Source organism: Apibacter muscae (genome assembly GCF_007845635.1).
Lineage (GTDB): Bacteria > Bacteroidota > Bacteroidia > Flavobacteriales > Weeksellaceae > Apibacter > Apibacter muscae.
Genome location: NZ_SELG01000029.1, coordinates 204019 through 225663 on the forward strand (window position 1 = coordinate 204019; position 21645 = coordinate 225663).

Below are 21645 nucleotides of genomic sequence, written 5' to 3' on the forward strand. Positions count from 1 at the left end.
TTATCTATTTTATTTAAAAATAAAGATTATTGACAAATGTAAAATAAAAAAGCTATATGAAAATTCATATAGCCTTTATTTATTTTTAAAATTATTTTAAATTTTTAATTTCTTTTTTACTTCAATTTCCTCAAACACTTCTAACAAATCTCCTATTTGAATATCGTTATAGTTTTTAATATTTAATCCACATTCATATCCTTTTGTAACTTCCTTGACATCATCTTTAAATCTTTTCAAACTTTCTAATTCTCCTGTATGTATAACGATTCCTTCTCTAATTATTCTTATTTTGGATCCTCTGTTTATTTTACCATCCAATACCATACATCCGGCAATTGTACCCACTTTTGATATTTTAAAGGTTTCTCTAATTTCTACATTACCAATAATTTGCTCTTTTATCTCTGGGGAAAGCATTCCTTCCATCGCTTCTTTAATATCATTGATTACATCGTAGATAATCGAGTATGATCTGATTTCAATTTCTTCTTTTTCAGCTAAATCTCTTGCACTAATATTAGGGCGAACATTAAATCCTATTAAAATAGCATCTGAAGCAGCAGCTAGTAGAACATCTGATTCTGTAATTTGTCCAACCGCTTTATGAATTATATTGATTTGAATTTGATCATTAGATAATTTTTGTAATGAGTCTGTCAATGCTTCTACGGATCCATCAACATCTCCTTTTAAAATAATGTTTAATTCTTTAAAATCACCTAATGCAATTCTTCGACCTATTTCATCTAGAGTTATATGTTTTTGAGTTCTGATCGATTGCTCTCTCATCAACTGTTCACGCTTATTGGCTATTTGTTTCGCTTCTCTCTCATCTTCAAATACTTTAAATTTATCTCCAGCAGTAGGTGCTCCATCCAAACCTAATATCGTTACAGGGGTAGACGGTCCTGCTTCTTTCATAGGTTTTCCTCTTTCGTCAAGCATTGCTCTTACCTTACCATGATTTTTTCCAGCCAATAAATAATCTCCTACACGTAATGTTCCTTTTTGAACTAAAATGGTTGATACATATCCTCTTCCTTTATCTAGAGCTGCCTCTATAACAACACCATTTGCTACTCGATTTGGGTTAGCCTTTAAATCTAATATTTCAGCTTCTAATAAAACTTTTTCTAGTAATACATCTACATTATTACCAAATTTAGCAGATATTTCCTGAGACTGAATATTACCTCCCCAATCCTCAACTAAGAGATTCATTTGAGATAACTCTTCTTTAATCTTATCTGGATTGGAATTAGGTTTATCTATTTTATTAATAGCAAATATCATAGGAACTCCTGCTGCTTGTGCATGACTTATGGCTTCTTTAGTTTGGGGCATTACATTATCATCTGCTGCTACAACAATAATTGCTAGATCTGTTACTTGAGCCCCACGAGCCCTCATCGCAGTAAATGCCTCATGCCCTGGTGTATCTAAAAATGTTATTTTTTCTCCGTTGGCTAATTTTACATTATAGGCGCCGATATGTTGAGTTATTCCTCCAGATTCACCTGCTATAACATTAGTTTTTCTTATATAGTCTAGCAATGATGTTTTCCCATGATCCACATGCCCCATTACAGTTACAATAGGTGCTCTTGCCTCTAATGTTTCTTCTAAATCTATCTCTTCTTCTACAGCTGCAGCGTCAATTTCTGTATCAGTAAATTCAATTTTATAACCGAATTCATCTGCAACCAAAACTAAAGTATCTGCATCTAATCTTTGATTCATAGTTACCATAACCCCCAAAGAAAAGCATGCAGAAATAACTTCTGTGGGAGATACATTCATTAAACTAGCTAATTCATTAACAGTTATAAACTCCGTAACTTTTAAAGTGTTATCTCTTTGTTCTTTCTCCTGCAATTCTGCTTCATACTCTCTTCTTTGAATTCTTTTATCTCTTCTAAATTTAGAGCTTTTAGACTTACCTCCTTTAGATGTTAATTTTTCAAGAGTTTCTTTGATTTGATTTTTAACTTGCTCATCTGTTAATTCAACAGGGCGAGTGTTTACATTTCTGTTACCAAACTTTTTATTCTGACCATTATTAACAATGGGTTTTCTATTATTAAAGCTTTTATTTTTATCCTGAGAGGCGGCTTTTTTATCTGTATTTATTGTTTTAGCAATGGCATTAACATCAACCTTTGAGTCTTTAACTATTCTTTTTCTTTTCTTCTTATCAGCATTATTATCCTTAGATACAGAGGCCTTCTTAGGTTTTTGAAATTGACTCAAATCTATAATTTGACCAGTCATCTTGGGCCCGTCTAATTTTTGATATTGTGTTTCTAATTTTTCAGGCTCGTCAGTCTCCTCTTTTTTTTCTACTACTACTTCTTCTTTGGGAACTATGATCTCTTTTTTTTCTTCGATTTTATCTACCTTTTCAAGCTTTTCAGCTTTAGCTTCTTTTTCTTTTGCTTTTTTGACAGGATATGTAGATTCTTGTGCCTTTTTTAAATCGTCAACAGATAGTTTTCCTATTATTTTAATTCCTTTACTTTTAGCTTTTTCCTCTACAACTTCAGATTCCTGATTTGAACTATCCTGATTAGCTTCATTAGTGTGATTTTTTTCACTTGTCTCTTCTACAGGCTTACTATATTTTGTCCTTTGTCCTTCTAAATCTATTTTACCTAAAGTTTTTGGTTTGGATATTTCTTTTGCCTTTCCTTTTACTACTTCAGTAACTACAGGCTTCTCTTCCTTTTTTTTCTCAGGAATTTTATTTATGACCACATCTAAAGACGCATCTTTTTTAAGTTTATCTTCCGAAAACTCAGTTACTAATAATTGATGCGCTTTTTGATCTAACTTTACATTAGGGTTCCTCTCAATCTCAACACTTTGGGATGATAAATATTCCACTGCTCTGTCAAGAGAGATATTAAGGTCTTTTAATACTTTACTTAATCGAATACCCGACATATTAATATTTTGTTCTTATTCTTTTTTACAAATATGATAATTTAATTGCAAAATCATACTATGATTATTTTGCAAATTCTTCTTTTAAAATGCGAACTACATCTAAAATAGTTTCTTCCTCTAAATCCGTTATTTTTAAAAGATCTTCCAAATCTTTTTCTAAAACAGACCTTGCTGTATCTAAGCCGATCTTTCTTAGTTCATCAATCACCCAAGAATCAATTTCATCTGAAAACTCTACTAGTTCAATATCTTCTTCAGGTTCATCTCTGCGTACATCTATTTCATATCCTGTGAGCCAACTTGCTAACTTTATATTTTGCCCCCCCTTTCCTATTGCTTTTGAAACTTCTTCTGATCTTAAATATACAACAACATTTTTATTTTCTTCATCAATATCCATAGAAGAAATTTTAGCAGGACTTAATGCTCTTTGTATAAATAACTGCTGATTGGTTGTATAATTTATTACATCTATATTCTCATTTTTCAATTCTCTCACTACGGAGTGTATTCTAGAGCCTTTCATCCCTACACATGCTCCCACCGGATCTATTCTGTCATCGTAAGATTCAACTGCAATTTTTGCTTTTTCTCCTGGTATTCTAACCGTTTTTTTGATAGTTATTAATCCATCATAAATTTCTGGTATTTCAAACTCAAACAATTTTTCCAAAAATTTAGGGGAGGTTCTTGAAAGAACTATTTGTGGCTTTCCTCCTTTCAAACCAACCTCTTGAACTACTGCACGAACAGTTTCTCCTTTTCTAAAAAAGTCAGAAGGAATTTGATTTTCTTTTGGCAAAATCATGTCATTTTGATCTTCATCCATTAAAATAACTTGTCTATGACGTATATGATGTACTTCTCCACTGACAATTTCTCCCTCTATAGATCTAAATTTTTCATATAAATTGGAATTATCGTATTCGGCTATTTTCGTGTTTAAAACTTGTTTGAAAGCTAAAATATTTCTTCTTCCTAGCTCATTTAGCTCTATCTTTTGTGTATATTCTTCACCAACCTCAAAGCTTGGATCTATTTTTCTAACTTCGCTGATTTCGATCTCTAATAAATCATCTTCAGACATTTCATCCTCAACAATTTTCCTATTCAAGTATATCTCTAAATCTCCTTTATCTGGATTTACAATAACATCAAAATGCTCGTCAGAACCATACCTTTTTCTTAAAACGGTTTTCATTGATTCTTCAACAATAGCCATTAAAGTAATTCTATCTATATTTTTTTCGTCTTTAAAATCCCCAAACGATTCTATTAACTCTATACTATCCATTAGTCCTACTTATTTAAATTTTTATATTTATTGTTGCTTTTTGTATATTTTGGATCTCTATTTCTTCCCTTAACTCTACTGTTACTTTCCCCTTTCCTTTTTCTTTAGGTATTCTTTCTTTCCAAGTTAAAGTTATTTTATCATCCTTTACTTGTTCTAAAACCCCATTTATTTCTTTACCACCTTCTAAAAATACTTTGAGCTCTCTGCCTAAATTTTTTTTATATTGTCTAGGAAGTATAAGTGGATTAGTTACCCCTGCTGAATAGACAGACAAAGCAAAATCTTCTTCCTCTCTATCTAAATTATTTTCAATTGCTCTACTGCATTGCAAACAATCTTGAATTGAAATCCCTTCATCTCCATCTATTATAACTTCAATCTTATTATCCGCTGATATTTTACATGAAATTAAAAAAATATCCGTTCTTTCCTGCAGGAATTTTTCAATTAATGATTCAACCTTATCTTTTAAGAACATATACTAGCATATTATGACATTCATAAAATTTTAAAAATTTTTTTTAAAAAAAACACAAAAAAAGCCTTATGTAAATAGGCTTTTCTATTTTTTTAAATCCCAAAAACTGTACAAATATACTATTTTTTTATTTAAATTGTAATTATCCTTACATTCAAAACCTCAAATATTTTATAGTTATTTATTTTAACTACAATTGAATAATAAATTCCACATAAAATAGTATCTTAATAAATGCATCTATATATTAAAGTTAATGAATTACTAAATCTTCTTATATTTGAAAAAGTATATAAAATATTCTCTTTATATGATTAAGCAGCTCCCTAATTTCCTTACTTTATTAAATCTTTTATGCGGAAGCCTTGCATGCATTTTTACTATCACAAATTCTGCTATTGAATATATTCTAATACTGCTATTATTTTCGCTTATTTTTGATTTTTTTGATGGCTTTGTAGCTCGCGCTGTTAATGCTTCAGGCTCCTTAGGAAAGGAACTTGATAGTTTGGCTGATGTAATATCCTTTGGATTATTGCCTGGTATTTTAATGTTTAATTTATTAGACGGAGACGTTTTTCTAAGCACAATCAAGGGATTAACAACCTTAGATTTCAACTTTAATTCTTTCTATTTTTTAATAGATTCTCTATTTATTAAAAATGCTAGCATTATCGGACTTATAATAACTCTAGCTTCCGCTTATCGTTTGGCTAAATTTAATTTAGATGAAGACCAAACCTTTTACTTCAAAGGATTACCAACTCCAGCTAATACTTTATTTATTTTTTCCTTATATTGGCTTATCCATAAAAACCCTGAAAGCTTCTGGAGTAATACTTATTTGCTTATTTTCATTTCTATTTTTAGTAGTGTAATTCTCGTAAGCAACCTTCCACTATTTGCATTGAAATTTAAAAACTTAAAATGGAACGATAATTATCTGGTTTTTTCTTATGTTATTTGCAGTATTCTTTTATTTATTTTTTTTAATCTCTCATCCATACCTTTTCTTATTATACTATACATTCTATTATCAATTTTATTTAGAAAAAAAATAATTTCAAATGAACCTTAAATTACATAAACCTCTTTGTTTTTTTGATCTGGAAACTACAGGTGTAAGTATTAGCAAAGATCGTATCGTTGAAATAAGTATATTAAAAGTAAACCCTAATCATTCAGAAGAGAGTAAAACTTGGAGAATTAATCCTCAAATCCCTATTCCAAAAGCATGTTCTCTTATTCATGGTATATATGATAAAGACGTGGCTGATGCTCCTATATTTAAAGATATTGCCCCTCACATCTTAGAAATGATCAAAGATTCTGATTTAGCAGGATATAATTCTAATCGTTTCGATATACCACTGCTTGCAGAAGAATTATTGAGAAATGGATTTGAATTTGATATTCATAAACATAGACCTATTGATGTTCAAGTGATTTTTCATAAAATGGAACAAAGAACTTTATCTGCTGCTTATAAATTTTATTGCAATAAAGAACTTATAAATGCTCATACAGCTGCTGCAGACACTCTTGCTACCTACGAAGTTCTTAAAGCACAAGTTGAAAAATATGACGCTATAGACAATGATGTGAAATTTCTACATGCTTTTACGACACAAAATAAATACGCGGATCTTGCTGGTTTTATAGGATTGGACAAAAATGATGAAGAGATATTCAATTTTGGAAAATATAAAGGAAAAAAATTAACTGAAGTATTCTTAACTGATGTAGGTTATTATTCTTGGTTAATGAATGCCGACTTTCCTCTATATTCTAAAAAAATCTTTACAAAGGTTAAATTAAAAAATGCATTATAAAAAAAATATGCAGTTATAGAAAAATAACTGCATATTTTTTTAATTATCATACTAATTTAACTTTATGCTCTTTACTATTAGGTATAATTAAAAATTTTTCTGGAGACCACTGGGCTATAAAGATTTTTTCTATATTATCATACCCTTCTTTTTTTAATGCATCTTTAAGCCAGTCTTCATCTTTACCAATTCCATCAAGGTACGAGAAGTTTATTTTACCTTCAATGACTAATAATACAGCATAATTATCAAAATTATTTGTAAATGCAGTTATTGCTCCATTCTTTTCCATCTGAGCAAAATAAACATCTGAAATATCATAGATCCCTATATTTTTTAAAAGATTAGAATAAGTTAAAATATCCAATTTAGCCTTCTTAAATCCTCATTCATTCATCTTACCTTTGCGCACCAAAGGAATAATTTGACCTTCAAATAGTCTTCTTAACTTTCCGTTTTTCCTACACACATAAGCAACAAATGAAATTATAAAGGTCCAAATAAATAAAACAAAAGCAAATTTTAATATAGAAACATTGGGATTATAGATGATTCCACCTGCTAATCCCCCTAAAATAATATTTTGAACAAGATCAAGCCCAGAAACATGATTTAAAATCGTTCTACCAATTATTTTTATATATATTAAAACCGCAAATAATGCTACGACAAGTTTAAAGCCTATTTGTAAATTTTCCTTAAAATTTAAATTTTGCTGTAAATAATCAACGCAATACATAAATATTTAATTTTTTATGCTAATATATTTATTTTAGTACTTATTTTATACTTATATTAAATTATATTTATTTGTTAACTATTATTTTTAACTTGTGAAAAAAATATAAAATGAAATTTATTTGCGTTGGAAGAAATTACGCCGATCATGCCAAAGAGCTTAATAATGAAATACCTAAAGACGTGGTATTATTCCTAAAACCAGATACAGCCTTAATAAAATCTAAAGATGAAGTTTACATACCTGAATTCACCAATAATCTTCATCACGAAGTGGAAATATTAATTAAAATTTGTAAAACTGGAAAATACATTCAACCAGAATTTTCAGAAAATTATTATACAGAAATAGGCTTAGGAATTGATTTTACAGCTCGTGATATTCAAGAGGAATTAAAAATTAAGGGACTTCCTTGGGAAAAAGCTAAGGCTTTTGATGGATCTGCTTTTATTAGCAATTTTGTTAGTAAAGAAAATTTTGATCTTGAAAATTTAGAATTCTCTTTAATAAAAAATGGAATTTTGCAACAAGTAGGGAATACTTCTAACATGATTTTTTCTATAAATAAACTAGTTTCTTATATCTCTCAGTTTTTCACTTTGAAGGTTGGAGACATTATTTTTACTGGAACTCCTGCCGGGGTTTCCAAAGTTAAAGGAAATGATATTTTAGAAGGATATATTAAAAATGATAAATTCTTTGAAGTAAAAATTATTTAGTATATATACGCCATTAAACGAATAGATAAATAATTTTTATCTTTATTTGAAATAATTATAGTTTTAGTTTATTTTTTTTTAAATTTACAGCAATAAAAATTTAGAAATCATGAAAAACTTACAAAATTTAACAAATCAAGAATTAAAAGAAATTAATGGTGGTGGACTTGCAGCTGACTTAGCAAACAACGTACAAGGAATTGTAAGTAATGCAATTGATAAAAATTGGTCAGACATGGCAAAATCAATTGTTGAGACTTCAACCACTGGTTTAAAATTGGTAGGTTCTTTCTTCGGTAAATTTTTTGGTAGATAGAAGTCAATTCAATTTCTTAAAAAAGAGAGATATAAATATCTCTCTTTTTTATTTATGAAATTTGATCCTTCCAAAGTTTGAAATACTTCCCTTTTAAGCTAAGTAATGAATGATGGTCGCCTTGCTCTACAATTAAGCCATTATCCATAACAAAAATTTCATCTGCATTGGATATGGTACTAAGCCTATGAGCAATTACAATCACCGTTTTATTCTGAGTTTTAAAGTCATTAATTACATTCTGAACTATCCTCTCCGAATGTGTATCTAAAGCAGATGTAGCTTCATCTAATAATAAAATTTGTGGTTCTTTATATAAAGCTCTGGCAATTGCTATTCTTTGTTTCTGACCACCGGAAAGCATCGTTCCATTTTCTCCTACCGGAGATTGAAAACCTTGAGGTAGTTTTTCTACAAAATCTGAAATTCCTAATTTTTGACTTAAATCTATTATTCGATGCATATCTGGCTCATCACATCCTAAGGCAATATTTTCAATAATATCTCCCGAAAAAAGACTTAGTTGTTGAGGTATAACCCCCATTATATTTCGTAAACTTTGATAGCTAATATAGTTTAAATCATAATTTCCTATATAAATTTTACCTTTTTGTATTGGATAAATATTTTGAAGCAGTGAAATTAAGGTTGTTTTTCCACTACCGCTTTCTCCTACAACTGCTGTGGTTTTATTTTTTTTAAAGACCGCATTAAACCCCTTAAATACATCAGTACGTGTGCCATAACTAAAATATACATTTTCAAATCTAATATCCCCTAAATCTTCTAATTTAATTTCAAACTTGTTATCCGTTTTTTCTCTTTCTAAGTCCATAATCTCAAACAATCTATCAGAGGCTATTAAAGCATTCTGAATAGTCTTATTCATGGACACCAGTGATGCTATCGGTGAAGTAAAATAACCTATAAGGGCATAAAATGAAAATAATTCTCCTGGGGTTATCTTATTTTCTATAACAAATAAGCTTCCAATCCATAATAAAATAACAGTAAATAATGAGGCTATAAATTGTGATGAAGTACCGCTAAAAATCGTGTTTAAGCCTGATTTGTAGTTTGAAAATAATAGCTTTATAAATGAATATTCTATTTTTTTGTTGGTATAATCCTCTATTCCAAATTCTTTTATAGTCCTAACATTATTTACGCTTTCTACCAATTGAGTTTCTAAATCTGCTCCATCTTCCATTACACGGCGTTCTATTTTTTTATTTAATTTATTTATTATTAAATAAATAGTTATATAAAGAGGTATAACTAATGTAACTATTAATGCCAATTTCCAATAGTATGCAAACATTAGTATAAATGAAAAAACAACAATAAATATGTTTACTATAAAATCAATGGCCACATCATTTATAAAAACTCTTATTTTAAGTGCATCGTTCACTCTTGATATAATTTCCCCAATTCTCATAGTATCAAAAAATCGTTGAGGCAAGCGCAATAGATGTTTGTAATAATTTAGAATTAACTGCGCATCTATTAATTGACCTGTCTTTAAAACAAAAAAATTTTTTTGAGTTCCAATGTATACTTGAACGACTAGAATAACAAGCATGCATACTCCTAAGAGATGCAATAGATTTTTATTATGATCGACTAGCACATAATCAGTTATTTTTTCTATAAAAATAGAGGTCGAAAGACCTAATACTGTATAAATGATTGCTCCAAAAAGACACTGTATTAGTATTGAGCGATGAGGCTGAACAAGATTCCAAAAACGCTTAAAATTGGAAATTTTTTCATTGGATTCTTTAAAATTTTCATTTGGTGAAAACAAGACTATCACCCCAGACCAAATCTTCTCAAAATCACTATAAGAATACCTTGTCATTTCTCCATCTAAAGGATCCATAACTTCAATGAAATTTTTTGCGACCTTGTATATAACTACATAATGTAACAATTGTTTTTCTCCTAAAATAACATGAGCAATTGCTGGTAGAGGAATCTGTGATATGGCATCTAAATTCCCTTTTACCCCTTTAGCGGTTAATCCCATTTTTTCTGCCGCTTGAATCAGCCCTAAAACATTAGTCCCCTTTTTATCTGTAGACGCATATTGTCTAATTCTTGCAATCGGTAAATTAATATTATAATAAGCACCAATTGAAGCTAGACAGGCCGCCCCACAATCTCTTAAATCATGCTGTTTTACTTTTAATTTTCGCATTATTATTATTAATTAATAATTTTAGGATTGAGCCAATTGTCCACTTTATCGTATAATAAATTCCATAAACTTCTTCGATTTATAATGAATCGACCAGTTAATGTCATTCCTTTTTTAATCTCTCCTTTATAGCCATTTTTCAATGTAAGATAATCCTTATCTAAATTACACCATACCTTAAAATAGGAGCTTCCATCGGATCTTAAAGTTATATTCTGATCTATGTCCATTACATTACCTCTCGCCATCCCCCATTGATTATAATTATATGCATCTATTTGAAAATTTACCTTCTGTCCTTTTTGTATTAAACCTATATCATTAGCAGATACATACATTTCAACTTTTAATCCGTCTTGTGCGGAGATTTCTGCTATAATTTGTGAATCATTAAGAAATGATCCTTTTTGGATTCCTATAAAATTCATTATACTCCCATTAATCGGTGAAGTCAAAATATAATTATCTTTACTAGCATTAATTTGATTTATACTGCCTTGATAACTTTTTATTTGCTGTAATATTTCTCTTCTATGCGTTTGCCACAAAGCGTATTGCTGTTGCTCTAGATTTTTTAAATATGTTTCTGCTGACTTTAGTTCATATTCATATTTCTCAAATTCTGAGGCTGAAATAACGCCTTCTTGATATAATTTTTTATTCCTTGCATAGGATTTTTTAGCTAATACTAAATTAGCTGTGGCTTCTTGTTTTTTTTGCAAATAAGACTGATACTCTTTTTGAATTTCAGAAGTTTTTAGTGAACCTACATGTCCTTTACATAGATTATCTAAATCTTCTAAAACTAAATTGAGATCTCCTTGAATTGAAATATTACTTTGTCTTTCAGCTTCTAAGGTCGATGCTTGTAAAACTAGTAACGTATCCCCTATTTTAACATTTTTATTATTACTAATGTTAATAAACAATATTCTACCACTAACAACACTTGAGATTGGAACATTTTCAGACTCCGTTCGTACTAGCCCTCTACTCTGCGTAGATATATCTACTTTTATTATAGGTAATAATATAAAAAAAACTAGCAGAACTACTATTACCAAAGTATAAATATTGAAATTTTTAACTTTATTCTTATAATAGAGATTCTCTATAGTATATTTGATATTAGAGTACTTCGACATATTTGCAAATAGCAAACTTAAAATAAAATTTTAAATCTATTATTTTATTTAATTAATATTAAATGCAAAATTATGCTATTAAATTATATATATAATAAAAATATACATGAATTATAAATAATTTATTTGATGGAAAGTGGATGTATAAGACGTAATGCTTATGACTCATCAGAATAATTTCTATGATTTAAATCAATATATAAACGGGTATAAATGTTATTTGAAAAAATATAATCATAATTTATTACTCAACTTGAAAATCTCATATCTAACTGAAGTATACTTATAAAAAAATATCATAAAAAAAGAGAGCTAAAATTTAGCTCCCTTTTTTGACCTTATTATTTAAACTTCTTGCCTCATTTGCAATGCTGCTGCAACCATGTATTCTAATGCTTTTTTCGTTTCATCCCATCCACGGGTTTTTAATCCACAATCTGGGTTAACCCACAACTGCTCTACAGGAATGCTTTCCTTTGCTTTTTTCAATAAGAATACCATTTCTTCTTGGGTAGGTACTCTTGGAGAATGTATGTCGTAAACACCTGGCCCTATATCATTCGGGTATTTAAACTTAGAAAATACTTCTAATAAATCCATGTTAGACCTTGAACATTCAATTGTAATAACATCGGCATCCATATCAGCAATTTCCTGAATCATGTCATTGAACTCTGAATAACACATATGGGTATGTATTTGAGTTTCGTCTTTAACTCCACAAGAAGATATTCTGAAAGCTTTTATAGCCCATTGCAAATAATCCTGCCAATCATTTTTTCTTAAAGGTAAACCTTCACGAATGGCTGGTTCATCAATTTGTATTAAATTAATGCCCGCTTCCTCTAAATCATGAACTTCATCCCGGATAGCTAAAGCAATTTGATAACAAGTATCTCTTCTAGGCTGATCGTCTCTTACAAAACTCCATTGTAAAATAGTTACCGGTCCTGTTAGCATTCCTTTTACAGGTTTATCTGTTAAGGATTGGGCATAAGACGTCCATTCTACAGTCATAGGTTCTGGACGATAAACATCTCCAAAGATAATAGGTGGTTTTACACAACGGCTTCCGTAGCTTTGAACCCATCCTTTCTTAGAAAAAGTGATTCCTTCCAATTGTTCACCGAAATATTCAACCATATCATTACGTTCAAATTCTCCATGAACTAATACATCCAATCCTATTTCTTCTTGTATTCTTATTGCTCTCTGAGTTTCTTCTTCTAATAATTTTTGATATTCTGAATCTGAGATTATTCCTTTTTTATTTTTTGATCTCCAACTACGAACCTCTTTAGTTTGAGGAAATGAACCTATCGTAGTTGTTGCGTATAACGGTAGCTGTAACGCTTCTAATTGTTTTTTCTTTCTTTCTGAGAAGGCACTTATTCGTTTGTCAGAAATGGATTGTAATTGCTCCATTCTTTGTCTTACTTCTTTATTATGAGTAAGTGCAGATTCTTTTCTATTTTTTATTGAATTAGAATTCCTTTGCTTCTTATCTAAAATTTCAGAATCTTTACTTCCAATAGCAAGCGCTTTAATTGTTGCTATTTCTTCTACTTTTTGTTTAGCAAATGATAACCAATCCTTAATTTCAGGAGTTAACGTTTTTTCATCCGTTTCCAAATCCAAATCAACGGGTGTATGTATCAATGAACAAGAGGGAGCAATAAAAATTTTATCTTCCCCTATTTTCGTTACCGCTTTTTGTATAACGTCTAAAGATTTATCAAAATCATTTTTCCATATATTTCTTCCATCTACAACCCCTAAAGATAATATCATTTCTTTAGGTGCTAATTCTAAAGCACCATCCAATTGTTTAAAACCATGAACACAATCTATATGCAAGGCTTGAACAGGAAGAGAATATGCCAATTCCAGATTATCTCCTATACTACCAAAATAAGTAGCAATCATTTTTTTTATGGATGGAAATTGCTTATCGATCTCATTATATACATAACGCAAAGCTTCTTTCGCTTTGGGCTCTAAATCCATAACTAAAAAGGGTTCATCAAACTGAATCCATTCAACTCCAGCCTCTTTTAGTTTATTTAGGATTTCTATATAAACTGGTAAAAGATTCTTTATTAAATCTATCTTGTTAAAAGATTTGTCAACCTCTTTCCCTAACAATAAATACGATACCGGTCCAATAATAACAGGCTTCGCATTGATTCCTGCATTTTTTGCTTCTAAAAACTCATCTACAATTTTAGTAGAAAAAAAAGAGAATTTTTGATTTTCTTCAAACTCAGGTACAATATAATGGTAGTTAGTATTGAACCACTTTGTCATTTCCATGGCACGTACATCTATTCCATCTTTTTGTACTCCACGAGCCATTGCAAAATATAAATCCAATTCTGAATTAGATTGATTTTCTAAAATTTTATTATATCGTTTGGGTATAGCTCCTAACATTAAGGATGTATCCAACACATGGTCATAAAAAGAGAAATCATTGGAAGGAATCCAATCCATACCTAGATTTTTTTGTGTCTCCCAATTCTGATTACGAATAGTCTTTCCAACTTTTACTAAATCATTTATTGAGATCTTTCCAGCCCAATAGCTTTCACAGGCTTTTTTCAATTCTCTGTCGCTACCTATACGAGGATAGCCAAGATTGTGCGTTTGCATTTTTTAAAAATTTTTTAACTGATTAAACCATAAAAAAATTCTTATTGCTAAACTTCACAATGTTTCATATAAAAATAGAGAAGGAATTTTACTTATATTTATAAGTACCTTGAAAGGAATTTCAATTCAAGTATTTTTATAAATAATTATCCTAACATATGTTTTTATAAATCGCGAAAACATTGTCAATTAAAAATAGGCAGGTCTCCTGGCTTATAACATTTTATCTACCTTCTCATCCAATTTGCATTAGATAATGGCTTATCTTGATAAAACATAAATATTAATTACAGTTGCGCGTCAGCTCATGATTTGCACATGATTCCCTATTCATCTGCTTTACACAGAACCATATTTTTTTTGATAAAGAAATTAAGAAAAGAACTTGTAAACAAAGATATAAAAAAAAAACCTTTATTAACCAAGTCATTTTTTTAAGAATTTATTATAGATCAATTTATTCCAAATTTTTCATAAATTTTATTATATTCTTAATCAAATCATCCATTTTTTTCTATAAAAAACCTATGATTAATCCATAGATTATAAGCGATATCCAGACTTATATCTAAATTTTATAAAAGCTATTTAAAGCCGTAACAATCTATAAAATAAAAATGGGACTTGAAGATATCTTCAAGTCCCATTTTTATTTTATCACTAATTATTAAAGTGTATTTATATTATTTAAATCTTCAAAAGCTTTTTCCAACCTTTTTGAGAATGATTCTTCACTCTTGCGAACCCATACTCTAGGATCATAGAATTTTTTGTTTGGAGAATCTTCTCCGGTAGGATTTCCTACTTGAGATTTTAAATATTCGATGTTATTCTCAACATAATCTCTAACGCCTTCTAAATAGGCAAATTGCAAATCTGTATCAATATTCATTTTAATTACTCCGTAACTGATAGCTTCTCTAATTTCAAGTAATGATGACCCTGATCCTCCATGAAATACAAAATTAATAGGCTTGTCTGATCCTCCTATCTGTTTTTGTACATATTCCTGAGAATTGTGCAATATTTTTGGCTCTAATTTAACATTTCCTGGTTTATACACTCCATGTACATTCCCAAAAGCAGCTGCAATAGTAAAATTTGGACTAATAGCATTCAATGCTTGATAAGTTTTATAAACATCTTCCGGCTGTGTATATAATTTTGAACTATCAACATCAGAGTTATCTACTCCATCTTCTTCTCCTCCAGTAATACCTATTTCAACCTCCAAAGTCATTCCTATTTTAGCCATTCTTTCAAAATATTTTGAAGATATAGCTAAATTTTCTTCCAAAGATTCTTCTGATAAATCTAACATATGTGAAGAATACAAAGTCTTCCCTTCTTTTTTATAAAAATCTTCATTAGCTTCAAGCAATCCATCGATCCATGGCAATAATTTTTTTGCACAATGATCGGTATGAAGAATAACTGTAGCTCCATAAGCCTCTGCTAAAGTATGAATGTGTTTAGCTCCTGCAATAGCACCTAAAACATCCGATCTTAAATTTGAATTTTTATAACCTTTCCCCGCATTAAATTGCGCTCCTCCATTTGAAAATTGAATAATAATTGGTGCATTTACTCTTACTGCTGTTTCTAATGCTGCATTTATATTACTTGAACCTATTACATTGCAAGCAGGTAATGCAAATTGCTTTTCTTTAGCATAATCAAATATTTCTTTCACTAAAGAACCTGTTGCAACTCCTGCAGGAAATTTTCTACTCATGATATATTTATTTATTGTTTTAGTATTTTAAATGTAAATATAGGTAACTATTTATAGTAAACCATACTTATCTATCAATTTTATCATAATATAAGTTGGGATTTGAATTTTTTCAATTTAAAATTGAAAATTATATTCTTTGATTTATTTAAAGCTTTAACAGTGGATTTAATTTGTTTTTAGTTATTAATATTCCTTTAAAACTTGAATTTCTAAAGTATTTCCTAAATTATATTTTAATTTTGTTTGTAGAAAATAAGTTTTATTTATGAGATTGTTTATTGGAAATATCACCCCCGAGTATGTAATCTTAAACCAAGAGGAAGAGCACCACATCATTAAAGTATTACGAATGAACGATGGTGAGGAGATATATGTGACTGATGGTTTAGGAAGCTTAGTTCGTGGAAAAATTTCTATTATGGGCAAAAAAATTTCCATAAATGTTTTGGAAATTATAAAAACAAAGCAAACGGAAATTGATAATAAAGGGCTACACATAGCTATTGCTCCCACAAAGAATATAGACCGATTTGATTTTTTTTTAGAAAAGTCTATTGAATTAGGCATATCAACTATAACCCCTGTTTTATGCGCTAATTCTGAAAGAAAACATTTAAATTATGAAAAGGTTTTAAAACAAGCCTATGGTGCTTGTAAACAATGCTTAAGAACCGTTTTTCCTATCATAAATCCGTTGACCAACCTTCAAGATTTTTTAAAAAATAGTGCTGAAAACATTTATGTTGCACACTGTTACAATGAATTTGAAAAAAAATCTATTAATCAAGTACTTAAGAATCGGAAAGATCTTACAATCCTTATTGGACCTGAGGGAGATTTTTCAAAAAAGGAGATTGAACATTTGTATAGCTACGGTGCTACGGGTATAAGTCTAGGAGAAAATCGATTGCGTACTGAAACAGCCGGCATTTTTGTGACCTCCTGTTACTATTATTCTAATTTTGATTAATTCTTTTAAAAGAGTGTTGGATTATCCAACACTTCCTTCCAAAGAAATTTCAAGTAATTTTTTGGCTTCAACCGCAAATTCCATAGGCAATTTATCTAAAACCTCTCTACCAAATCCATTTACAATTAAGGCTATAGCTGTCTCAGTATCTAACCCCCTTTGATTGCAATAAAATATTTGATCTTCACCAATTTTAGATGTGGTAGCTTCATGCTCTAGCTGAGCAGTTTCATTTTTTATTTCTATATAAGGAAAAGTATGCGCTCCGCATTGATTTCCCATAAGCAAGGAATCACACTGCGAAAAATTACGCGCATTGTTCGCTCCTGGCATAACCTTTACTAATCCTCTATAACTATTTTGCGATTTACCTGCAGATATCCCTTTAGAAATTATCGTTGATTTGGTATTCTTACCAATATGAATCATTTTAGTCCCTGTGTCTGCTTGCTGATAATTATTGGTTACTGCTATAGAATAAAACTCGCCTACGGAGTTGTCTCCCTTTAAAATACAAGAGGGATATTTCCATGTAATTGATGAGCCTGTTTCAACCTGTGTCCAGGATACTTTAGCGTCTTTTTCACAAACTGCTCTTTTGGTTACAAAATTGTAAACCCCTCCTTTTCCTTCTTTATCTCCTGGATACCAGTTTTGAACTGTTGAATATTTTATTTCAGCTCCATCTAAAGCTATTAATTCAACAACCGCAGCATGCAATTGATTTTCATCTCTTTGTGGCGCAGTACAACCTTCTAAATATGAAACATAGCTTCCTTCATCAGCAATTAATAATGTTCTCTCAAACTGTCCTGTTCCTGATTGATTGATACGAAAATAGGTGGATAATTCCATAGGACAGCGAATTCCTTTAGGAATATAGCAAAATGATCCGTCTGAAAACACTGCAGAATTTAGTGCCGCATAAAAATTATCCGTTCTAGGAACTACTTTACCTAAATATTTTTTTACTAAATCTGGATGTTTTTGAATTGCTTCGCTAATGGAACAGAATATAATTCCCTTTTCTGCTAAAGTTTCTGAAAAAGTTGTTTTAACTGATATACTATCTATAACTGCATCTACGGCTACACCTGTTAATCGTTTTTGTTCATTCAATGAAATGCCTAACTTTTCAAAAGTTTTTAATAACTCAGGATCCACTTCATCCAAACTACTAATTTCTTTCTTATTTTTAGGTGCTGCATAGTATTTAATTGCATTAAAATCAGGCTCTTCAAATGAAACATTTGCCCAATTAACTATTGACATTTGTTTCCAAATTTTAAATGATTCCAGCCTCCACTCAAGCATCCATTCCGGCTCATTTTTTCTTTTAGAAATTTCTTTGATAATATCTTCATTTAAACCTGTAGGGAAATCTTCATATTCTAAATTAGTTTCCCAACCGTGCTGATATTCCTTTGTTTCTAAATCTATTCTTAATTCCTCCTCTGTATATTTATCTCTACTCATTTCTTTAAATTTATTTTCAATAATTCAATTGAACAATTATGACAAAAATAGATAGAATATATTTAGTTCAAAATACTGAATGATAGATTTTTTCAATAATAAAATTACGCACAAAAATTTATCTGAAAAAAATTTAAAAGTAATCTGAAAAATAGGGTTGTTCTTCAGGTATAATATCTTCTAAAATTCTTAATGTATCTAAAGTTGTTTTTAAACGTTCAATTTTATAAAAATATGAGGGGCTTCTATAACTCATTAACATGGCTGTCAAAGTTCTAATATCAACCTCTACTGAATCTCCAATAGGATCATTTAAAACTTGAAATTTATCTTTATTTACCCATCGTATACCGAAAATCCCATTGTTCCATTCTGCCAATGGATCGGTTATTTTAAAATGAAAAGGTTGAGTAGAGCTATATTGAAAAGGATATTTTAGTAAAAATGCTTTTACATCTACAATTCTTGCCATAAAATAGGGTCTTATGGTCTGAGTAATCTGGCTATCTTCCATTAAGAATGCTAAAGGATCATTCTTATATATATTCCCTTTTACGGTATTTACCATGGAGTAATGGGCAGAAATGAAATTCCAGAGTCCTTTTTGTGATTCCATATTCAAGTATATCATTTCTTTTATATTAAAAACATCTCCACTAATCCAATACAATACATATCCTTTGGGTTGACTTTGTTGATCGTAATAAACGGCTGCATGCCTTTCTTCTTCATTCTCCCATCTCCAATATTCTTCCCACTCAAAAGAACCTCTAATAAGAGCTCCATGATTGGTTTTAGCGAATTGGTTATATGTTATAATAATATCTTTGTGGTTAACAGGCAGTCGTTCTACGTATCCGGGAAGATCTACAGGTTTAGGCAACTGAGAATCTTTAATCACATAGGTTAAATGATCAGACATAATTTCCCATCCTTTTCTTTTATAATAAGGCACAGAATATGGATACAAATAGGAAATAGTCTGACCTTTGCTTTTCATATTTTCTAGTCCTACTTTAATAAGATCATTCATTAACCCTAAGTTTGCATATTCTGGATAGGTTCCTACTCCGGTTAACCCACCCATTTTATATGTCTTTCCATGAATGTTGACTTTACATGGATAAATAGAAATTTGTGAAATCAATTGGTCTTTATTAAACCATCCGATAACATCCGCTCTCTCTAATATTGGTCTTTTGGTTCTTATAATTTCCCCTTCTTCATATCCGCTATCTTCTAAGATTTTATTGGTAACTTGAAAAACATACCTAAGCAATTCATTGTGTTGATCTAAAAACTCAACCCCTACAGTCTTGATTATTAATGAATTTCTTAATTTATGATTAACCATGGTTATTTTTTTAACACCTAATCAAATTTATAAAGTAAATATATGAAATAAAATCAGTTACATTCTAATTTGTCAAATCATCTAAATTTAGAGGTAATTTTTTGTTTTTTTATTATAATTTTTACAAAAAATAATTACATTTGCCGAAAATTAAAATTTTTATTATGAAAAAAATATTATTATCTCTTTCTTTAGTTGGATTGATAGCTTTCAACTCTTGTAAAGACGAAAAAACAACTACTGGAAACGAAAACAAAACTGATACTACAGCTATTATTGACAGTTCAGCTAACAATACTCAGACTGAAGCCCCTACAACTGAAGCTACTAGCGCTGAACTTCCTAAATTTGAAGATAAAGAAGTACAAGAATTTGTTGATTCTTATTCAAAATTTATAAAAGAAAACGAAGCATTACTTAAAGACTCTACTAAAATTGCTGAAATGAAACCTAAATTAGAAGAATGGGCTCAAAAAAGTCTTCCTATATTTACTAAACTAGCAAACAATCCAGAAGAACTTAAAAAATTCACTGAATATTTTGAAAAAACTTCTAAGTAAAAAATAAAAAAAGGTGGTTATAAATAACCACCTTTTTTTATTTACCCTACAAAAGGTTTATACCTTTCCTTACTCTCTTTATCATTACTCTATTAAAGCAATTGATAAATTAATATTAACAATAAATTTGGTTGAAATTTATTGTTAATTTATATCAATATTAGTATATAAAATTTTATATTATTTAAAATTTATAATACAATAATATTGTAACTTTGCATAATCTTCGCTAAGTGGAAAGATGCAACAATTATGAAAAACTCTTTGTTTTATGCTAAAATATTGCTTTTTGGAGAATATGGGATCATTGAAAACTCTAGAGGTTTAACTTTGCCATATAATGCCTATAAAGGAACCTTACAATTTTCCTCCTCTCTTAGTGAATCTCAATTAAAATCAAACAAATCATTATATAATTTTTTGATTTATTTGAAAAAAATTGAATTACCTTCAAGGTTTAAATTAAATCTGAAATCTTTAGAAAAAGATATTGATAATGGAATGTTTTTTGACTCCAATATCCCTCAAGGATATGGTGTTGGTAGCTCTGGTGCTTTGGTCGCTGCTATTTTTGATAAATATTCGGGACATAAGGTATCTCCAGATACAATTTCTAAAAATGATTTGAAGGATTTAAAAATTATCTTTGGAAAAATGGAATCTTTTTTTCATGGTAAAAGCTCTGGGATTGATCCTTTAATTTGTTACATGAATATTCCTTTGCTTATTCAACCGGATGCGGAAGTTGATAAAGCTAAAATTTCTGAAAATAATGAAGGCAAAGGAGCAGTCTTTCTTATTAATTCTGGAATTCCTGGAGAAACTGAACCCATGGTAAAAATCTTTTTTGAAAAGTTGAAAAATGATGGTTTTAGAAAAACTTTAAAAGAAGAATTTATCAAGTACAATAATGAGTGTATTGATTCCTTTTTAAATAAAGATATGAAGTCTTTTTTTAAAAGTCTTAAACACCTATCTTCATGGGCACTTAATAATTTCACACCTATGATTCCTTCAGATTTTTTGAAGATATGGGAGAAGGGAATTAGTTCAAATACCTACTATTTAAAGTTATGTGGATCTGGCGGGGGAGGTTATATCTTAGGTTTTACAGAAGATTACGAAACTACACAGGAATTACTTAAAGACTATAATAAAGAAATCGTATATCGTTTTTGATATTTCTTCTTTTTTTTAGTTGCTATATTTTTTGAAAA

17 protein-coding genes, 1 pseudogene and 1 riboswitch are annotated in these 21645 nt (G+C 29.6%); of the genes and pseudogenes, 7 read left to right on the forward strand and 11 right to left on the reverse strand.

Going from position 1 to position 21645, the window contains the following annotated elements; translation table 11 throughout:
* Nucleotides 1–96: 96 nt before the first annotated feature.
* The 3 genes from infB to rimP all read right to left on the reverse strand — a co-directional run bounded on the left by infB (nucleotide 97) and on the right by rimP (nucleotide 4724).
* Nucleotides 97–2946: a translation initiation factor IF-2 gene (gene infB, locus ETU08_RS02970; protein ID WP_146261526.1), complete on the reverse strand. Its 2850-nt coding sequence runs from the start codon at nucleotides 2944–2946 to the stop codon at nucleotides 97–99.
* 64 nt (nucleotides 2947–3010) lie between these two features.
* Nucleotides 3011–4243, reverse strand: coding sequence for a transcription termination factor NusA (nusA, locus tag ETU08_RS02975; RefSeq protein WP_146261527.1), 1233 nt, complete (start codon nucleotides 4241–4243; stop codon nucleotides 3011–3013).
* A gap of 13 nt (nucleotides 4244–4256) precedes the next feature.
* A complete protein-coding gene (gene rimP, locus ETU08_RS02980) occupies nucleotides 4257–4724 on the reverse strand; it encodes a ribosome assembly cofactor RimP (RefSeq protein ID WP_146261528.1) in 468 nt (155 codons plus the stop codon).
* 310 nt (nucleotides 4725–5034) lie between these two features.
* Between rimP and ETU08_RS02985 the strand changes: the two genes are divergently transcribed.
* Complete coding sequence (locus tag ETU08_RS02985; RefSeq protein ID WP_146261529.1) at nucleotides 5035–5802, forward strand: CDP-alcohol phosphatidyltransferase family protein; 768 nt, start codon at nucleotides 5035–5037, stop codon at nucleotides 5800–5802.
* Entirely contained in the window at nucleotides 5792–6556 is a 765-nt protein-coding gene (locus tag ETU08_RS02990; RefSeq protein WP_146261530.1) for a 3'-5' exonuclease, read from the forward strand. Before ETU08_RS02985 ends, ETU08_RS02990 begins: the two co-directional genes overlap by 11 nt.
* Nucleotides 6557–6602: 46 nt before the next feature.
* On the opposite strand, the pseudogene ETU08_RS02995 reads toward ETU08_RS02990, so the two are convergent.
* A pseudogene (locus tag ETU08_RS02995) lies at nucleotides 6603–6926 on the reverse strand (YetF domain-containing protein); the annotation flags it as partial.
* A 15-nt stretch (nucleotides 6927–6941) separates the two neighbouring features.
* The gene (locus ETU08_RS03000) at nucleotides 6942–7295 is read right to left on the reverse strand and encodes a DUF421 domain-containing protein (protein ID WP_146261532.1); all 354 of its coding nucleotides are present in this window, start codon (nucleotides 7293–7295) and stop codon (nucleotides 6942–6944) included.
* A gap of 110 nt (nucleotides 7296–7405) precedes the next feature.
* Between ETU08_RS03000 and ETU08_RS03005 the strand changes: the two genes are divergently transcribed.
* On the forward strand, nucleotides 7406–8014 hold the full coding sequence (locus tag ETU08_RS03005) for a fumarylacetoacetate hydrolase family protein (RefSeq protein ID WP_146261533.1): 609 nt from the start codon (nucleotides 7406–7408) through the stop codon (nucleotides 8012–8014).
* Between the two features lie 109 nt (nucleotides 8015–8123).
* Nucleotides 8124–8330 carry a beta-class phenol-soluble modulin gene (locus ETU08_RS03010; protein ID WP_146261534.1) on the forward strand — a complete coding sequence of 69 codons (207 nt, stop codon included), beginning with the start codon at nucleotides 8124–8126 and terminating at the stop codon, nucleotides 8328–8330.
* A 52-nt stretch (nucleotides 8331–8382) separates the two neighbouring features.
* On the opposite strand, the gene ETU08_RS03015 is transcribed toward ETU08_RS03010, so the two are convergent.
* The 4 genes from ETU08_RS03015 to fbaA form a co-directional block, all read right to left on the reverse strand.
* Complete coding sequence (locus ETU08_RS03015) at nucleotides 8383–10533, reverse strand: peptidase domain-containing ABC transporter (protein WP_146261535.1); 2151 nt, start codon at nucleotides 10531–10533, stop codon at nucleotides 8383–8385.
* A gap of 8 nt (nucleotides 10534–10541) precedes the next feature.
* A complete protein-coding gene (locus tag ETU08_RS03020) occupies nucleotides 10542–11678 on the reverse strand; it encodes an HlyD family secretion protein (protein ID WP_146261536.1) in 1137 nt (378 codons plus the stop codon).
* Between the two features lie 345 nt (nucleotides 11679–12023).
* On the reverse strand, nucleotides 12024–14330 hold the full coding sequence (metE, locus tag ETU08_RS03025) for a 5-methyltetrahydropteroyltriglutamate--homocysteine S-methyltransferase (RefSeq protein ID WP_146261537.1): 2307 nt from the start codon (nucleotides 14328–14330) through the stop codon (nucleotides 12024–12026).
* A gap of 181 nt (nucleotides 14331–14511) precedes the next feature.
* A riboswitch (cobalamin riboswitch) is annotated at nucleotides 14512–14700 on the reverse strand.
* A 297-nt stretch (nucleotides 14701–14997) separates the two neighbouring features.
* Nucleotides 14998–16065, reverse strand: a complete 1068-nt coding sequence (gene fbaA, locus ETU08_RS03030; RefSeq protein ID WP_146261538.1) for a class II fructose-bisphosphate aldolase — start codon at nucleotides 16063–16065, stop codon at nucleotides 14998–15000.
* 268 nt (nucleotides 16066–16333) lie between these two features.
* Here fbaA and ETU08_RS03035 point away from each other — a divergent pair, with 268 nt between their 5' ends.
* Nucleotides 16334–17038: an RsmE family RNA methyltransferase gene (locus ETU08_RS03035; RefSeq protein ID WP_146261539.1), complete on the forward strand. Its 705-nt coding sequence runs from the start codon at nucleotides 16334–16336 to the stop codon at nucleotides 17036–17038.
* A gap of 21 nt (nucleotides 17039–17059) precedes the next feature.
* Here the strand turns inward: ETU08_RS03035 and sufB are convergent, their stop codons facing one another.
* Both sufB and ETU08_RS03045 read right to left on the reverse strand, forming a co-directional pair.
* Entirely contained in the window at nucleotides 17060–18514 is a 1455-nt protein-coding gene (sufB, locus tag ETU08_RS03040) for a Fe-S cluster assembly protein SufB (protein ID WP_146261540.1), read from the reverse strand.
* Between the two features lie 133 nt (nucleotides 18515–18647).
* Entirely contained in the window at nucleotides 18648–19868 is a 1221-nt protein-coding gene (locus ETU08_RS03045) for a GNAT family N-acetyltransferase (RefSeq protein ID WP_146261541.1), read from the reverse strand.
* A 164-nt stretch (nucleotides 19869–20032) separates the two neighbouring features.
* On the opposite strand from ETU08_RS03045, the gene ETU08_RS03050 reads away from it, so the two are divergent.
* Both ETU08_RS03050 and ETU08_RS03055 read left to right on the forward strand, forming a co-directional pair.
* Nucleotides 20033–20428, forward strand: a complete 396-nt coding sequence (locus ETU08_RS03050; protein ID WP_146261542.1) for a hypothetical protein — start codon at nucleotides 20033–20035, stop codon at nucleotides 20426–20428.
* A gap of 252 nt (nucleotides 20429–20680) precedes the next feature.
* Nucleotides 20681–21607, forward strand: coding sequence for a mevalonate kinase family protein (locus tag ETU08_RS03055; protein WP_146261543.1), 927 nt, complete (start codon nucleotides 20681–20683; stop codon nucleotides 21605–21607).
* Nucleotides 21608–21645 lie beyond the last annotated feature (38 nt).

Coding starts and splice junctions, on each gene's coding strand:
- ETU08_RS03015 (WP_146261535.1), bottom strand. CDS start 10,533: ATGCGAAAATTAAAAGTAAAACAGCATGATTTAAGAGATTGTGGGGCG.
- ETU08_RS03035 (WP_146261539.1), top strand. CDS start 16,334: ATGAGATTGTTTATTGGAAATATCACCCCCGAGTATGTAATCTTAAAC.
- rimP (WP_146261528.1), bottom strand. CDS start 4,724: ATGTTCTTAAAAGATAAGGTTGAATCATTAATTGAAAAATTCCTGCAG.
- ETU08_RS02985 (WP_146261529.1), top strand. CDS start 5,035: ATGATTAAGCAGCTCCCTAATTTCCTTACTTTATTAAATCTTTTATGC.
- infB (WP_146261526.1), bottom strand. CDS start 2,946: ATGTCGGGTATTCGATTAAGTAAAGTATTAAAAGACCTTAATATCTCT.
- fbaA (WP_146261538.1), bottom strand. CDS start 16,065: ATGAGTAGAAAATTTCCTGCAGGAGTTGCAACAGGTTCTTTAGTGAAA.
- ETU08_RS03000 (WP_146261532.1), bottom strand. CDS start 7,295: ATGTATTGCGTTGATTATTTACAGCAAAATTTAAATTTTAAGGAAAAT.
- ETU08_RS02990 (WP_146261530.1), top strand. CDS start 5,792: ATGAACCTTAAATTACATAAACCTCTTTGTTTTTTTGATCTGGAAACT.
- ETU08_RS03045 (WP_146261541.1), bottom strand. CDS start 19,868: ATGGTTAATCATAAATTAAGAAATTCATTAATAATCAAGACTGTAGGG.
- nusA (WP_146261527.1), bottom strand. CDS start 4,243: ATGGATAGTATAGAGTTAATAGAATCGTTTGGGGATTTTAAAGACGAA.
- metE (WP_146261537.1), bottom strand. CDS start 14,330: ATGCAAACGCACAATCTTGGCTATCCTCGTATAGGTAGCGACAGAGAA.
- ETU08_RS03050 (WP_146261542.1), top strand. CDS start 20,033: ATGAAAAAAATATTATTATCTCTTTCTTTAGTTGGATTGATAGCTTTC.
- ETU08_RS03020 (WP_146261536.1), bottom strand. CDS start 11,678: ATGTCGAAGTACTCTAATATCAAATATACTATAGAGAATCTCTATTAT.
- ETU08_RS03005 (WP_146261533.1), top strand. CDS start 7,406: ATGAAATTTATTTGCGTTGGAAGAAATTACGCCGATCATGCCAAAGAG.
- ETU08_RS03010 (WP_146261534.1), top strand. CDS start 8,124: ATGAAAAACTTACAAAATTTAACAAATCAAGAATTAAAAGAAATTAAT.
- sufB (WP_146261540.1), bottom strand. CDS start 18,514: ATGAGTAGAGATAAATATACAGAGGAGGAATTAAGAATAGATTTAGAA.
- ETU08_RS03055 (WP_146261543.1), top strand. CDS start 20,681: ATGAAAAACTCTTTGTTTTATGCTAAAATATTGCTTTTTGGAGAATAT.